The sequence below is a fragment of the Streptomyces sp. NPDC091649 genome, from assembly GCF_044756785.1.
Taxonomy (GTDB): domain Bacteria; phylum Actinomycetota; class Actinomycetes; order Streptomycetales; family Streptomycetaceae; genus Streptomyces.
Genome location: NZ_JBIVTR010000022.1, coordinates 55,622 through 70,426, shown reverse-complemented (window position 1 = coordinate 70,426; position 14,805 = coordinate 55,622). Strand labels below are relative to the sequence as shown.

Genomic DNA, 14,805 nt, shown 5'->3' with positions numbered 1-14,805 from the left:
ACCTTATGCCTCCCGGTTCACCGAAGGAGGAATCCCGTGGCAGACCGCACACCCCCGCTCGGCGTCGACGAGCTCCGCTCCCGGGTCGCGGACGGGTCGCTGGACACCGTGGTGCTGGCCTTCCCGGACATGCAGGGCCGGCTCCAGGGGAAGCGGTTCGCGGCCGGGTTCTTCCTCGACGAGGTGCTGGAGCACGGGACCGAGGGGTGCAACTATCTCCTGGCCGTGGACACCGAGATGCGGACGGTCGACGGCTACGCGATGTCCTCGTGGGAGAACGGCTACGGGGACTTCGGCATGGTTCCCGACCCCGCCACCCTGCGCCTCGTCCCCTGGCACGAGGGGACGGCCCTGCTGATCGCGGATCTCGCCTGGCACGACGGCAGTCCGGTGGTGGCCGCCCCGCGCCAGATCCTGCGCCGCCAGCTCGACCGGCTGGCGGAGCTCGGCTGCACCGCCCAGGTCGGCACGGAGCTGGAGTTCATCGTCTTCCGGGACAGTTACGAGGAGGCGTGGGACCGGGACTACCGCGGACTGACCCCGGCCAACCAGTACAACATCGACTACTCGATCCTCGGGACCGGCCGCATCGAGCCGCTGCTGCGCCGCATCCGCAACGAGATGCAGGCGGCCGGGCTGACCGTCGAGTCCGCCAAGGGCGAGTGCAACCCCGGCCAGCACGAGATCGTCTTCCGCTACGACGAGGCGCTCACCACCTGCGACCAGCACGCCGTCTACAAGACGGGCGCCAAGGAGATCGCGGCCCAGGAGGGCGTCTCCCTCACCTTCATGGCGAAGTACGACGAGCGCGAGGGCAACTCCTGCCACATCCACCTCTCGCTGACCGACGAGGACGGCGCGAACATGATGGCGGGCGAGGGTCCGCACGGCATGTCCGAGCTGATGCGGCACTTCCTGGCCGGCCAGCTCGCCGCCCTGCGGGACTTCTCCCTCCTCTACGCGCCCACCGTCAACTCCTACAAACGCTTCCAGCCCGGCTCCTTCGCCCCCACCGCCGTCGCCTGGGGGGTCGACAACCGCACCTGCGCCCTGCGGGTCGTCGGCCACGGAAACTCGACGCGCTTCGAGAACCGGCTGCCCGGCGGCGACGTCAACCCGCACCTGGCGGTCGCCGGGCTGGTCGCCGCCGGGCTGTACGGGGTCGAGCACCGGCTGCCGCTGCCCGACGCCTGTACGGGAAACGCGTACACCGGGGACTACGACCGGGTGCCGAAGACCCTGCGCGAGGCGGCCGAGCTGTGGGAGGCCAGCCCCATCGCCAAGGAGGCGTTCGGCGAGGAGGTCGTCGCGCACTACCTGAACATGGCCCGGGTCGAACTCACCGCGTTCGACTCCGCGGTGACCGACTGGGAGCTGCGCCGCTCCTTCGAACGGCTGTGACCTCGGCCGCCCCGTCCCCTGTGCACACCCCGACCGTGATCGAGGACCGTACGTGACCCACTCCGCACCGCACACCCTGGACGTCCTCAACCCGGCGACCGCAGAGGTCGTCGCCACCGTCCCCGCGGCCTCCGCCTCCGACGTGGACACCGCCGTCACCCGCGCCGCCGCGGCCCAGCGCCTCTGGGCGGCCGCCGCGCCCGCCGACCGGGCCCGCCTGCTGCGCCGCTTCGCCGTCGTCGTCGACGAGCACGTCGAGGAACTGGCGCTGCTGGAGGTCCGCGAGGCCGGGCACACCATCGGCAACGCCCGGTGGGAGGCGGGCAACGTACGCGACCTCCTCGACTACAGCGCGGGCGGCGCCGAACGGCTCCTGGGCCAACAGATCCCGGTGGCGGGCGGCATCGACTTCACGATCCTGGAGCCGCTGGGCGTCGTCGGAGTCATCGCCCCGTGGAACTTCCCGATGCCGATCGCCGCCTGGGGCCTCGCCCCCGCGCTGGCGGCGGGCAACGCCGTCCTCCTCAAACCCGCCGAGACGACCCCGCTCACCGCTCTCCGGCTGGCCGAACTCGCCCGGGAGGCAGGGCTTCCCGAGGGGCTGTTCCAGGTGCTGCCCGGCGCCGGGCCGGTGGCCGGCAGCGCCCTGGTCGAGCACCCGGGCGTCGCGAAGATCGTGTTCACCGGCTCCACCCGGACCGGCAAGCACATCATGGCCCGCTGCGCCGAGCGCGTGAAGCGGCTCACCCTGGAGCTGGGCGGCAAGAGCCCCAACATCGTCTTCGCCGACGCCGATGTGGAGGCCGCGGCGGCGGCCGCCCCCCTGTCCTTCCTGGACAACGCCGGCCAGGACTGCTGTGCCCGCACCCGCATCCTGGTCGAGCGGTCCGTCTACGACCGTTTCCTCGACCTGCTCGCCCCGGCCGTGTCCGCCGTCGTGGTGGGCGACCCGGCCGACGGGAAGACCCAGATGGGACCGCTGATCTCGGCCGTCCAGCGGGACCGGGTCAGCGGCCTCGTCGACGACGGCCGGGCGGCCGACGGTGTACGGGCCATCCTCGGAACGGCCCCCGGGGGCCCCGGGTTCTGGTATCCGCCGACCGTCCTCACCGGGGTGTCGCCCGATGCGCCGGTGGCCGTCAAGGAGGTCTTCGGGCCGGTCGCGGTGGTGCTGCCGTTCGAGGACGAGCAGGACGCGCTGCGCCTGGCCAACGCCACCGACTACGGGCTCGCCGGCTCGGTCTGGACCCGCGACATCGGCCGCGCGCTGCGGGTCGGGCAGAGGCTGCGGGCGGGCAACCTCTCCGTCAACTCCCACTCCAGCGTGCGCTACACGACGCCCTTCGGCGGCTACAAGCAGTCCGGCCTGGGCCGCGAACTCGGTCCCGACGCCCTGGCCGCCTTCACCGAGACCAAGAACGTCTTCATCAGCACGGAGGTCTGATCACCATGACCGACACTTCTTCCGTCTGCCGCCGTCTGACCGGCCGCACCGCCGTCGTCACCGGAGCCGGCAGCGGCATCGGCCTGGCCACCGTGCGGCGGCTGGCCGCCGAGGGCGCGCACGTCGTGTGCGCCGATGTGGACGAGGAGCACGGCGAAGCCGCCGCCGCGGAGGCCGCCGGGCTCTTCGTCCGTACCGACGTCACCGACGCCGAGCAGGTGGACGCCCTCTTCAAGGCCGCGTTCGACGCGTACGGTTCGGTCGACATCGCGTTCAACAACGCGGGCATCTCACCGCCCGAGGACGACTCCATCCTGGACACCGGCCTGGAGACCTGGCGGCGGGTCCAGGAGGTCAACCTGACCTCCGTGTACCTGTGCTGCAAGGCGGCCATTCCCTATATGCGCGCGCAGCGCAGGGGCTCCATCATCAACACGGCCTCGTTCGTGGCCCGGCTGGGCGCCGCCACCTCGCAGATCTCGTACACCGCGTCCAAGGGCGGGGTGCTGGCGATGTCGCGCGAGCTGGGTGTGCAGTTCGCGCGCGACGGCATCCGGGTCAACGCGCTGTGCCCCGGCCCGGTCAACACCCCGCTGCTCCGGGAGCTGTTCGCCAAGGACCCGGAGCGGGCCGCCCGGCGGCTGGTGCACATCCCGGCCGGCCGGTTCGCCGAACCGGCCGAGATCGCCGCCGCCGTCGCGTTCCTGGCGAGCGACGACTCCTCGTTCGTGAACGCCGCGGACTTCCTGGTCGACGGCGGGATCGCCGGGGCGTACGTCACCCCGGTCTGATCCCGGCTGTCTCCCCCCCGCCCCGGCGGGCCGGACGTCCGCGGACGTCCGGCCGCCGTTCAGCCCGGGGACGAAGCCGGGTCGCCCCGCAGGCGTCGGGCGCGGAGCACGAGGAGCATCTCGAAACGCTGGTCGGGTTCGTCGATGGCGTCACCCCACAGCTCGCGGATCTGCCGCAGCCGGTAGCGGGCCGTCTGGGGGTGGATGCCGAGGCGGGCGGCCACCTCCGGGGCGCCGCCGGGGGTCTCGATCCAGGCGAGCAGCGTGTCGGCCAGGCGCTGTGCCTGGGTCGCGCCGAGACCGGCCAGCGGGGCGAGACAGCGGCGGGCGGACGCGTCGATCAGCTCCTGGGCGGGGAGCAGCACCAGCTCCTCCGTCCGCTCGGTGCAGTGCAGCACCTCGCCCTGCGGCAGCAGGCCCCTCTTGATCAGCTGGACCGCGGTCTCCGCCCAGCGCAGCGAGGTCGCCGCCGCCGCCAGCGGCACCGAGGGTCCGATCGCCCCGGACCAGCCCGCCGTGGCGCGCCGCAGGTTCTCCGCGCGGCCCGCGGTGTCCGGATCCGGGATGACGACGCGCGGCTGCTCGCTCTCCATCTCCAGCAGGATGCCCTGCCCCACCGCGGGGGCCACGGCCTCGCGCGCCGGGCGCATGAGCACACCCACGGCGATCGTCTCCGGGAGCTCCCAGCCGATGCGGGCGGCCCGCTCGGCCAGGGTCATGGAGACATCGCCCCGGTGTTCCATCAGGAGCAGCTCGATCAGCTGGCGCTGGAGGCGGAGCCGTTCACTGGCGCGCCGGGCCGCGGCCTCGGCGTAGCCCCGTACCGACTGTTCCACAAGGCCGTCCAGATACTCGAATCCCGATTCGGCCAGCTCGTACATGGCGGGCGCGGGGATGTCGACCTGCTGGCCGATCTCGGCGAGCCTGCGCCAGGTGAGCCGTACCCCGAGGCGATAGATGGCCTGGAGCGCGTCGAGGCTGCGGCCCTCCAGCCCCTCGCCCCGCCCGAACTCCTGGAACATCTCCGGCGGAACCCGCGGATGGGCGCCGGCGGTGAGGTTGTGGACGAAGCCTTCGATGGCGCGGCGGATGCCGACGAGGGCCAGCGGCTCCCCGGACTCGTCCTCGACCAGGTGCAGGTAGGGGTACTCCCGCCGTATCTCGTACAGGATCGTCTGCGCGAGCTCCGGGGCCTCCGTCCGGGCGATCTCCTCGAAGCGGTCGAGTTTCGACCGGGGGACCTCCTGCCAGGCGTGGCGGGTCATGGCACGGCCGGGGCGGTGTCATAGCTGATCAGAGGCGTGTTCGGCTGGTCGGGCGTGGCGTCGAGCAGCGCCACGACGCCTACGGCCGCGCCAACGGCGAGCGTGGCGGCCACCAGGACGGTGACAGCTGCGGCGATGAGTCTGCGCATGGTCGGGTCAGCTCCTTGCTGGAGGCGATCCCCACCCCGTCAGCCGGGCCCCTCCGGCTGGACACAGTGTCGACAGCACATTGACATCCGTCAAGGGCGTGCCTACTGTTCACGCCAATCAAGGGCTTGACCGGCCCGGGGCCCGTGCACCTCCGCGAAGAGATTCGACCCAGGAGTGCCCGGATGCGCCACAACGCTTCACCCCTGTCGCTTGTCCTGCTGGGGGCAGGGGTTTTCCTGCTCGTCCTCGCGCCGCTGCTCGTCTGGTACGTCCAGCCGCACGCCAAGCGCACCCCCATCGACATCGACACCACCACCGTCTTCACCGGGACGGGCAGTTACTTCGACACGTCCGAGGTGGAGACGGTCGAGGGCAGGACGATCACGATCACCCGGCAGGTCCGCGGGGACGTGGCCGACAGTGAGAAGAGCGGCAACGCCGTGTGGGACGTGTCCACGTCGGTCGACCACCAGGACACCCTCCCCGCCTCGGACCCCCGCGACGCCCTCCAGTGGACGCTGGAGCGCTGGGTGACCGACCGCACCACCAACGAGCCGGTCCACTGCTGCGAGGAGTCCCCCGTGTTCGACGGGGAGGCGTATCTCAAGTTCCCCTTCGACGTCGAGAAGCGCTCCTACCGCTGGTGGGACGGCACGCTCGGCGGTGTCGTGCGGCTCTCCTACGCCGGTGAGCGGGAGGTTCAGGGCTACGCCGGCTATCTCTTCAAGGGTGAGGTGGAGCCCACCAGGACCGGGGTCCGCCAGGTGCCGGGGGTGCTCGTGGGGAAGAAGAAGACCCCCCAGGTGCTGGCCGAGGAGTGGTATTCCAACAGCGGCATCGAGCTGGTCGTGGACCGGCGGACCGGCCGGATCATCAACGCGGCGATCGGCCCCAGGAAGACGCTGCGCGCCCCGGGTTCCGACAAGGACGCCGTCGTGCTGCTGGAGAGCAAGCGGGTGGAGTTCACCGAGGAGACGCAGCTCAAGCAGGTCGAGCTGGCGTCGGCGGACAGCGACCGGCTGGCGATGCTCGGCACGACCGCGCCGGCCGGGGCCGCCGGGCTGGGCGGCGTGCTCGCCCTGGCGGGCGTCGTCCTCCTCGTCCGGGGGCGCCGAACGACGCCGGAACCCCGGAACACTCACATGATGACGATTCCGCACACCTGAGTTACCGGCAAGTTGTTGCACCGGTGAGTAGCCGGGCGCGTACCCGTGGCGAAAACTGTCTATCCCCACCAGAGCACGGCCCCCCGGTCTCGTCCTTGTCCTTTCCCGCACTTCCTCGTCCCTTCGTCCTTCTCCTCACCCCTCCCGTTCCCCGCTCCGCAGCCGAGTTCCCGACTCCGGTCGGCCCCCGTCTCGGCACCGTCCGTCCCCGAACCGCACGGCCCGCGTCTCCGCGCGCCGCGTCCCCGTTCCCCGCACCCCGAGCCGAGTTGGAGCACCCATGCCCCAGCACGTCCCTCCCCCACTGCTCGACGCCGTCGCGCGACCGGGCCAGGGCCAGGCGCCCGACCCGGTCGCCGCGGTCCCCCGGCGCATCGTCTTCCTCGCCCACCGCGACCTGGGAAACCCGGCCGCCGGCGGCTCGGAGCTGCTGGTCGACCAGCTCGCCCTGGGCCTCACCGAACAGGGCCACGACGTCACGCTGCTGTGCGGCGGGCAGGCCGCCCGCCGGCCCTACCGGGTCGTATCGGCGGGCAGCGCCCTGGGGCACTACGTCGGCGCGCGGTCCGCGTTCGCCCGGCACGTCGGGGCGTGCGACCTGCTCGTCGAGGTCTGCAACGGCATGCCGTACCTGGCGCCCCTGTGGCACCGCGGGCCCACGGTCTGCCTGGTCAACCACGTGCACACCGACCTGTGGGACATGCGCTTCCCCACACCGGTGGCCCGCGCCGGGCGCAAGCTCGAACACTGGGCCCTTTCCCGCGCCTATCGCGACCACCTCATGATCGCGGTGTCCCCGTCCACGGCGGGCGCCCTGCGCGAACTGGGCGTGCCCGACCGGCGGATACGGGTGGTGCACAACGGCGTCCAGGAGCCGAGCCCGCAGAGCGAGCGGTCCGCCACGCCGCTGTTCGTGGCGCTGGGCCGGCTCGTCGACTACAAGCGCATCGATCTGCTGCTCCAGCTCTGGGAGCGGGTCCGGCCGGTGACCGGCGGCCGGCTCGTCATCGTCGGCGACGGCCCCGAGAGGGCCCGGCTGGAGCGGCTCGCCGGTCCGGGTGTGGAGTTCGCCGGTCATGTGACCGAGGCGGAGAAGCACCGGCTGCTCTGCGCCGCGTGGATGCTGCTGCACCCGGCGGCCGTGGAGGGGTGGGGGCTGGTCGTCACGGAGGCCGGGGCCCGGTCCACCCCGACCCTGGGCTTCGACGTGCCGGGGCTGCGCGACTCCGTCGAGGACGGGGTCACCGGAATCCTCGCCCCGGGAGCGTCCTCCTTCGCCGCCGCCTGGTGCGCGCTGGCGCTGGACGACGAGCGGCGCGAGGCGATGGGCAAGGCGGCCCGCGAGCGCGCCGCCGACTACCGGTGGACCACGAGTGTGCGGCGGTTCGCGGCGGTGGCGGTCGAGGCGGCGGGCTCCCCGGCGATCGGCGCGAGCGCGTGAAGGATCCTTCGTTCCGGCGGTCGGCCGCCCTGTTCCGCGCCTTCCTGCGCGAACAGGGCGACCCCGCCACGGCGTACACCCTGCTGGCCCGTGACGCGGCCGACCAGGTCGAACGGTACGGCCCGCTCCGGGACAAGGTCGTCGTGGACATCGGCGGCGGCGACGGTTACTTCACCCGGGAGTTCCGGCGGCGCGGGGCGCAGAGCTACCTCTTCGAACCGGACCCGGCGGAGCTCGGCCCCGGGCAGCGCGCGGACACCGTCGTCGCCGACGGCTATCTGCTGCCGCTCGCCGACGGCGCGGCCGACGTCTGCTTCTCCTCCAACGTCCTGGAGCACGTCGCCGATCCGCACACCTTCCTCAGCGAGATGGCGCGGGTGACCCGTCCCGGCGGCCTCATCTACGTCTCGTACACCAACTGGCTCTCTCCGTGGGGCGGCCACGAGTGGGCGCCCTGGCACTACCTCGGCGCCGAACGCGCCCGGCGCCGCTACGAGCGGCGCACCGGCGGACCCGCCAAGCACCGGCTCGGCGAGAACCTCTTCAAGATCGGCGTCGGCGAGACGCTGCGCCATGTCCGGGGCCGCTCCGACGTGGCCGTCGTGTCCGCACGTTCGCGCTACTGGCCCGTCCTTCCCCAGCTCGTGCCGCGGATTCCCCTCCTGCGGGAATTCGCCACCTGGAACCTCCTCCTCATCCTCCGGCGGTGTTCATGACCAGCGCTGTCCACCCACCCCGGTCCACGGCCCCGGACGGCGCGGGTCCCCCGCCGTCCGGCCCGGCCGAGGGCCCGCCCCCGCCCCGTTCCCGGCGCTGGCTGCTGGGCTTCTGGGCCGCCGTGTTCGCGGCGTTCCTCGCGGTGTCGCCCGGTCGGATGACCTTCGACACCAAGCTCGGCGTGGTCGCGGATCCCTGGCGCTTCCTGGGCGACCTGGGCGAGCTGTGGCACAGCCGGGCCGGCTTCGGCGGGATCGCCGACCAGTACGTGGGCTACGCCATCCCGATGCTGCCGTACTACGGGGCCGCCGACCTGCTGCACCTGCCGGTCTGGCTGGCGGAGCGGCTGTGGATGTCACTGATCGTGACGGCCGCCTTCTGGGGTGCGCTCCGGCTGGCGGAGCGGCTGCGGGTGGGTTCCCCGGCCACCCGGCCGCTGGGCGCGGTCGTGTACGCGCTGTGGCCGACGTACACCATCGTCGTGGGCTCGACGTCCGCCGCGGCTCTGCCGGGCGCCCTGCTGCCGTGGGTGCTGCTGCCGCTGACGGACGCGCGTCTCGCGCCGAGGATCGCCGCGGCCCGGTCCGCGCTGCTGATCCCGCTGATGGGGGGCGTCAACGCCGCCTCCACGCTGGCCTCGCTGCTGCCGGTGGGGCTGTATCTGCTGTCCCGGCCGGGCGGGCCGCGCAAACGCGCGCTGCTGGCCTGGTGGATCCCGGGCGTGATCCTGGCGACCGCCTGGTGGATCGTTCCGCTGCTGCTGCTCGGGGCCTACGGCGAGAACTTCCTGCCGTACGTGGAGTCCTCGTACACCACCACGACGACGATGTCGGCGACCGAGGTGCTGCGCGGGGGCGGCAACTGGGTCGGCTATCTGAACTTCGGCGAGGCGTGGCTGCCCGCCGGCTGGACCGTCGCCACCGCGACCGTCACCATCCTGGGCTCGGCGCTCGCCGCCGCCCTGGGGCTGGCGGGACTGGCGCGGCGTGACCTGCCCGAGCGCCGCTGGCTGGTGCTGACCGTGCTGAGCGTCGCGCTCATCACGCTCGCCGGGTACGGCGGAGCGCTGGGCGGGCTGTTCCACGGAACCGTGCAGGACTGGCTGGACGGCTGGCTGGTGCCGTTCCGGAACATCTACAAGTTCCAGACGGGTCTGGCGCTGGCCCTGGCCCTGGGGCTGGCGCACCTCACCGCGGTGGCGTCCCTGGCCGCCGCCGAGCGGAGCGGCGGCAACGCGGTGCGCGCCCGTCGGCTCGCGCCGGTCGTCGCCGCCGCGATCGTGCTGCCGGGGCTCGCCTGGCCGTACGTCAACGGCTCGATCCTGCAGCCGGGTTCGTTCCAGCAGCTGCCCGCGTACTGGGAGACGACCGGGAGCTGGCTGAAGAAGAACGCGGCGAACGACCGTGCCCTGGTGGTCCCCGCGACCGCGCACGGCATCTACACCTGGGGCTCCCCCATCGACCAGCCGCTGGACGTGCTGGCGAACTCGCCCTGGGCGCAGCGGGATTACGTGCCGTTCGGCACGCCGGGCAACCGGCGGGCGATGGACGCGGTCGAACAGGCGCTGACCTCCGGCGGGGAGGTGCCCGGACTGAGCGAGTTCCTGAACCGGGCGGGGCTGCACCATGTGGTGGTCCGCAACGACCTGGATCCCGACCAGTTGGGGTACGTCCCCACGACCACGGTGAAGCGCACGCTGGAGGCGTCCGGCTACAAGCGTGTGACCGGGTTCGGGCCCGTGATGACCGGCGGCCGGATCGCGGCGGACACGCCCGTGCAGGTCGAGGGCCTCTACCCGCGGCAGCGGGCCGTGGAGATCTACGAACCGCCCGCCGGGACGGAGCGCCCGGGGCGGGCGGGCACGGCCCCGGTGGCCTCGACGGCCGTCGTGAGCGGTGGGCCGGAGTCCCTGCTGCCGCTGTCGGCGAGCGGGGTGCTGGAGGGCCGGCCGGCCGTGCTGGCCGGTGACGCGCACCCGGGTCTGGACCGGCCGTCGCTGTACGCGGCGGGCGACGGGCTGCGGCGCGCCGACACCCGGTTCGGGCTGGTCAACTCCAACACCTCGCACACGTACACCGCAGGTGAGCGCAACGCCGTGGAGGCCGCGCAGGATCCGGGGCGGAGCCCCCGGCAGATCCTGCCGACGTCCGGCGCGGAGCACCAGACGACGGCCGTGCTGCGGGGCGCGAAGAAGGTCAGCGCCTCCTCGGTGGGCAACTGGCTGTTCCACCTGCCGCAGTACGACCCGGTCAACGCCTTCGACGGCAACCCGGACACCGGCTGGGCGGAAGGGTCCCCGGGCTCGCCCGAGGGCGAGTGGGCGCGGATCGACTTCACCACCCCGACGGAGCTTCCGGCCTCGCTCCAGGTGACGCCCCTGCCGAGTGCGAACGTGCGGGCCGCGCCGACCGTCGTCCGGATCGAGACCGAGCGGGGCTTCAAGGACAGTCCGCTGAAGCCGGACGGCTCGACGCAGACGGTGGCCGCGCCCACCGGGCGGGCGGCCTGGCTGAAGGTGACGATCCTGGAGTCCCAGCAGGGACGCCCCGGTCTCACCGGCGCCGGGTTCACCGACATCGCGATCCCCGGGGTGCAGGTGACCCGGATGCTGGAGCTGCCCACCGACGCGCCCCGGGAGGGCGCGGACTCCACGGTCTACTCCCTGCGGCGGGGCAGCGACCCGGGCGGTCTGTCGTCGGTGGCGGCCGAGGCCGGCCTGCACCGGCAGTTCACCGCGCAGGAGGCGGGCCCGTACAAGGTGTCCGCGAGCGCGGTGCCGGTGCCCGGCGCGGAGCTGGACAAGCTGCTGTTCGAGCTGACGGGTGAGCGGGACAAGATCGAGGTGAGCGCCGACTCCACGGCGCGGCTGGGCACCAGCCTCAGCCCGCGCAACCTGGCCGACGGTGATCTGACCACGGCGTGGATCGCGGGCGAACGCCCCGTACTGCATCTGTCGTGGCCGGAGAGGCGGGAGGTCGGGGAGATCGTCTTCGCGGCGGCCGGCGGTCTTTCCACCCGCCCCGAACAGGTGCAGATCAGTTCCCCCGACGGCACGGCGGTGGCCGCCGTGGACGAGAACGGGATGGCCCGCTTCTCGCCGATCAGGACCGACCGGATGGACATCACCATCTCGCGTCAGGCGCCGCTGACCGTCCACAACCCGGTCGCCGACGACCAGTTGCAGTTGCCGGTCGGTCTGAGCGAGGTCTACATCCCGGCCCTGGACGAGTACCGCTCGCCGCAGCCGAAGCCGGAGCAGACCTTCAGCCTGCCCTGCGGCAAGGGTCCGGTCCTGTCCGTCGGCGGTACGTTCCTGGAGACCCGGGCCGAGGGCCGGGTGCGGGACCTGACGCAGCGCCGTCCCATCGAGGTCACGCCGTGCACCGAGGGCGGTGCGGTGGAGCTGGCGGCCTCGTCCACCACCGTCGAGGCGGGTGACGGGGGGCCGCTCGCCATCACGGACGTCACGCTGAGCAACGGCACTTCCGAGGCCGGGGCGAACACGCCGCGGTCGGTGGACGTCGAGCAGGGCGACGGCGACCGGCGCACGATCGCCGTCGGCGCGGGCGAGGCGTCCTACCTCCAGATCCACGAGAACCACAACAAGGGCTGGAAGGCCACCCTGAACGGCAAGGAGCTGACGCCGCTGCGGCTCGACGGCTGGCAGCAGGCGTGGCTGGTGCCCGAGGGCGAGGGCGGCACGGTCACCCTGGAGTACGGGCCGGCCCGGATCTACCAGGTGGGGCTGATCGGCGCGGGCGCCCTGCTCCTGGCGCTCGTGGGGCTCGCCTTCGTACGGCGGCGGGGGGCCGGGCCGTACGCGGCCGAGGAGCAGACGGCTCCGCCCGGTCCGGGACCGGTCCTGGGGACGGTGGCGCTCACCCTGGTGGCGGTGGTGATCGCGGGGCCCGTCGCCCTGGCGGTGCCCCTGCTCGCGGTACTCGCCCACCTCCGGCCCCGGCTGCTCGCACCGGTCGCGTTCGCGGCGATGGCCGCCGCGGGTGTCGTCGCCGCGGTGGGCACCGGGGACACCACGGCGGCGGGTGAGGGCGCCTTCGGAGCGCCGGCCCAGTTCCTGGCCCTCATCGGCCTGTTCGCCGCCCTGGTCACGGTCGGGCGCGGGCCGCTCGGCAGGCGGGCGGCCAGGGGCCGGGGCGCGGCGGCGCCGGCCGCGGCGGGCGACGACGCCCCCACGGTCCCGGCGCAGGCTGTCTCCCCCTCGGGCCGGACGCTGTCCACCGACCCGAAGCGTCCCCAGGGGACTCCGCCTCCGGCTCCGGGAGCCGGGTACGGATCCGGCGAGGCCGACGCCGGCGACGCCACGGCGCGGCGGCCCGACGGTCAGCAGCCGCCCGCCCGTCCCGGCGGGAGCACCTGATGGCGACCGCACAGCAGCCACGGGCGCGGGGCGGCAGGCCCGGGCCCGGGCTTCCGGCCCTGGTGCCGTTCCCGGTCGTCGACGAGGTGGCCCGGCACTGCGCGCAGGACGCCGAGCCGAACACGGTGCACATCGAGATCCATCTGCCCGGCCGGGTGGACGAGGGGCGGCTGCGCTCCGCGTTCGCCGAGGCGCTGGCCCGCCACCCCCGGGCGCTGATGCGGGAGCGGCCCCGGGGGCCGTTGGCCCGGCGCTACGAGTGGGAGCTGACGGCGCGCGCCGAACCGGATCCGGTCTCCTTCCCGCCGCCCGGCCCCGGGGCGCTCGCCCGGGCCCGGGCGAGGGCGCTCGGCCAGGCTCCGCCGCTCACGGCGTCGCCGCCGCTGCGGCTCGACGTGGTCGAGGAGCCGGGGAGGGAGGGCTGTGTGCTGGTGTTCGCCGTGCACCACACGGCTCTCGACGGTCCGGCGTGCATGCGGCTGGCGGCCACCGCCGCCGAGGTCTACGGCGCACACCGCTCCCCGCCGCCGCCCGCCCCGGCGCGCGTGGCGTACGAGCCTCCCCGGGGGGCGGCCCCGGCGGCTCCGTCGGCCCGGCCGGCCCGCGTCGCGGCGGGCTCGCCGGGCCCCGGGGCGGAGCCCGGCAACGCCATGCTGCTCGTCGAACTCCCCGTTCCGCGACGGGAGTCCGGCGCTCCGTACACGGTGAACGACCAGCTGATGGTGGCCACCGCCCTCACGGTGGCCGAATGGAACCGGGCGCAGGGCGCGCCGGGGGCCGACCGCCGGCCGCTGCGGATCACCATGCCGGTCGACGACCGCACCCGGGGGCCGGAGATGCCGATCGGGAACGGCACCCGGCTGGTGGAGGTCGGTTTCGCCGCCTCCGAGCCGGTGCCCGGGGCGGACGTGGCCGCCCTGCTGCGGGCGACCGCGGAGCGGACCCGGGCGCTCAAGGCCCGGCCCCGGCCCCCGCTGGGCCGTTCCGCTTCCCTGCTGACCGCGCCGGTGCTGCCGGTGGCCGCCCGTGCCGCGTTCACCCGGGGGCTGCGGGTGCTGGCGGGGCCGTGGACCTCGACGACGCTGCTGAGCAACATCGGCCGGGTGCCGTACCCGTTCGACTTCGGGGAGGCCGGCCGGGCCACCGCCGTGTGGCTCTCCGCGCCCGCCCGGATGCCCCGGGGGCTGACCTTCACCACCGCGTCCACGGGCGGCCGGCTCCACCTGGCGCTGCGCTGGTCGCGCACGCTGCTGGGGGACGAGGACGGCGTACGCCTGGGCGAGATGTTCACCCGTCACCTGGCCTCGACGTCCTCGGAGACCGTATGACCGACGCCGCCCCTCCCCCGCCCGGGCTGCGGGACTTCTACGAGAACCCGGCCGTCCCCGTCGCGTCGGGCGACGGGCGCAGCAGACGGCAGGCCCGGCTGCTGGCCGACGCGCTGGAGGCGCCGGGGCAGGTGATCCTCGACATCGGGTGCGGTGACGGCACGGCGGCGGCCACGGCGGCGCCGATCCTCGCCGGGCACCGGCTGATCGGCGTCGACTGGTCGCAGGACGCGCTGCGCAGGGCCCGGCCCCGCATGGGTCTCGTGGTGCGCGGCGAGCTGGAGCACGGCGGGCTGCCGCTGGCCGACGGGTGCGCGGACGCGGTGCTGTTCAGCGAGATCCTGGAGCATCTGGTCGACCCGGACCAGGCGCTGGACGAGCTGCGGCGCGTCCTGCGGCCCGGCGGCCACCTGATGCTGTCGACGCCCAACCTGGCGGCCTGGTACAACCGGGCGCTGCTGCTCGCCGGGGTGCAGCCGGTGTTCTCGGAGGTCAGTCTGCGCGGTATCCACGGCCGCCCCGGCTCGGAGGTGGTCGGGCATCTGCGGCTGTACACGGCCCGGGCGCTGCGCTCGTTCCTGGCGGCTTCCGGCTTCGACGACGTGCGGATCACGGGCGCCCCCTTCCACGGGGTGCCGCGCCCGCTGCGACTGCTGGACCGGGCCGCGTGCGCGGTGCCCGGGGCGGCCTCCATCCTGCTGGCCCACGCGCGGCGGAGGTAGCG

11 protein-coding genes are annotated in these 14,805 nt (G+C 73.8%); 9 read left to right on the top strand and 2 right to left on the bottom strand.

What is annotated here, in order from left to right; translation table 11 throughout:
- The first annotated feature begins 36 nt into the window (after window positions 1-36).
- The 3 genes from ACIQMU_RS28225 to ACIQMU_RS28215 are packed head-to-tail and all read left to right on the top strand — an operon-like array spanning window position 37 to window position 3,636.
- Window positions 37-1,401, top strand: coding sequence for a glutamine synthetase family protein (locus tag ACIQMU_RS28225; protein WP_352243370.1), 1,365 nt, complete (start codon window positions 37-39; stop codon window positions 1,399-1,401).
- Between the two features lie 52 nt (window positions 1,402-1,453).
- Entirely contained in the window at window positions 1,454-2,845 is a 1,392-nt protein-coding gene (locus ACIQMU_RS28220) for an aldehyde dehydrogenase family protein (RefSeq protein ID WP_402689973.1), read from the top strand.
- Window positions 2,846-2,850: 5 nt separating this feature from the next.
- Window positions 2,851-3,636 (top strand): 3-oxoacyl-ACP reductase, encoded by a 786-nt coding sequence (locus tag ACIQMU_RS28215; RefSeq protein WP_402689972.1) that lies wholly within the window; start codon window positions 2,851-2,853, stop codon window positions 3,634-3,636.
- Window positions 3,637-3,695: 59 nt separating this feature from the next.
- Here ACIQMU_RS28215 and ACIQMU_RS28210 read toward each other — a convergent pair whose 3' ends face one another.
- Window positions 3,696-4,901 (bottom strand): helix-turn-helix domain-containing protein, encoded by a 1,206-nt coding sequence (locus ACIQMU_RS28210; RefSeq protein ID WP_352243367.1) that lies wholly within the window; start codon window positions 4,899-4,901, stop codon window positions 3,696-3,698.
- The gene (locus tag ACIQMU_RS28205) at window positions 4,898-5,050 is read right to left on the bottom strand and encodes a hypothetical protein (protein WP_003970781.1); all 153 of its coding nucleotides are present in this window, start codon (window positions 5,048-5,050) and stop codon (window positions 4,898-4,900) included. Before ACIQMU_RS28205 ends, ACIQMU_RS28210 begins: the two co-directional genes overlap by 4 nt.
- Before the next feature lie 183 nt (window positions 5,051-5,233).
- Between ACIQMU_RS28205 and ACIQMU_RS28200 the strand changes: the two genes are divergently transcribed.
- The 6 genes from ACIQMU_RS28200 (at window position 5,234) to ACIQMU_RS28175 (ending at window position 14,803) form a co-directional block, all read left to right on the top strand.
- On the top strand, window positions 5,234-6,217 hold the full coding sequence (locus ACIQMU_RS28200; protein WP_352243366.1) for a DUF3068 domain-containing protein: 984 nt from the start codon (window positions 5,234-5,236) through the stop codon (window positions 6,215-6,217).
- Window positions 6,218-6,497: 280 nt separating this feature from the next.
- A complete protein-coding gene (locus tag ACIQMU_RS28195; protein ID WP_352243365.1) occupies window positions 6,498-7,658 on the top strand; it encodes a glycosyltransferase family 4 protein in 1,161 nt (386 codons plus the stop codon).
- The gene (locus tag ACIQMU_RS28190) at window positions 7,655-8,374 is read left to right on the top strand and encodes a class I SAM-dependent methyltransferase (protein WP_352243364.1); all 720 of its coding nucleotides are present in this window, start codon (window positions 7,655-7,657) and stop codon (window positions 8,372-8,374) included. Before ACIQMU_RS28195 ends, ACIQMU_RS28190 begins: the two co-directional genes overlap by 4 nt.
- Window positions 8,371-12,753: an alpha-(1->3)-arabinofuranosyltransferase family protein gene (locus ACIQMU_RS28185; protein WP_402689971.1), complete on the top strand. Its 4,383-nt coding sequence runs from the start codon at window positions 8,371-8,373 to the stop codon at window positions 12,751-12,753. The genes ACIQMU_RS28190 and ACIQMU_RS28185 overlap by 4 nt, the downstream gene beginning before the upstream one ends.
- Window positions 12,753-14,081, top strand: a complete 1,329-nt coding sequence (locus ACIQMU_RS28180) for a condensation protein (RefSeq protein ID WP_352243362.1) — start codon at window positions 12,753-12,755, stop codon at window positions 14,079-14,081. Before ACIQMU_RS28185 ends, ACIQMU_RS28180 begins: the two co-directional genes overlap by 1 nt.
- Entirely contained in the window at window positions 14,078-14,803 is a 726-nt protein-coding gene (locus tag ACIQMU_RS28175) for a class I SAM-dependent methyltransferase (protein WP_352243361.1), read from the top strand. The genes ACIQMU_RS28180 and ACIQMU_RS28175 overlap by 4 nt, the downstream gene beginning before the upstream one ends.
- Window positions 14,804-14,805: the final 2 nt, after the last annotated feature.

Coding starts and splice junctions, on each gene's coding strand:
- ACIQMU_RS28200 (WP_352243366.1), top strand. CDS start 5,234: ATGCGCCACAACGCTTCACCCCTGTCGCTTGTCCTGCTGGGGGCAGGG.
- ACIQMU_RS28185 (WP_402689971.1), top strand. CDS start 8,371: ATGACCAGCGCTGTCCACCCACCCCGGTCCACGGCCCCGGACGGCGCG.
- ACIQMU_RS28195 (WP_352243365.1), top strand. CDS start 6,498: ATGCCCCAGCACGTCCCTCCCCCACTGCTCGACGCCGTCGCGCGACCG.
- ACIQMU_RS28205 (WP_003970781.1), bottom strand. CDS start 5,050: ATGCGCAGACTCATCGCCGCAGCTGTCACCGTCCTGGTGGCCGCCACG.
- ACIQMU_RS28180 (WP_352243362.1), top strand. CDS start 12,753: ATGGCGACCGCACAGCAGCCACGGGCGCGGGGCGGCAGGCCCGGGCCC.
- ACIQMU_RS28210 (WP_352243367.1), bottom strand. CDS start 4,901: ATGACCCGCCACGCCTGGCAGGAGGTCCCCCGGTCGAAACTCGACCGC.
- ACIQMU_RS28215 (WP_402689972.1), top strand. CDS start 2,851: ATGACCGACACTTCTTCCGTCTGCCGCCGTCTGACCGGCCGCACCGCC.
- ACIQMU_RS28175 (WP_352243361.1), top strand. CDS start 14,078: ATGACCGACGCCGCCCCTCCCCCGCCCGGGCTGCGGGACTTCTACGAG.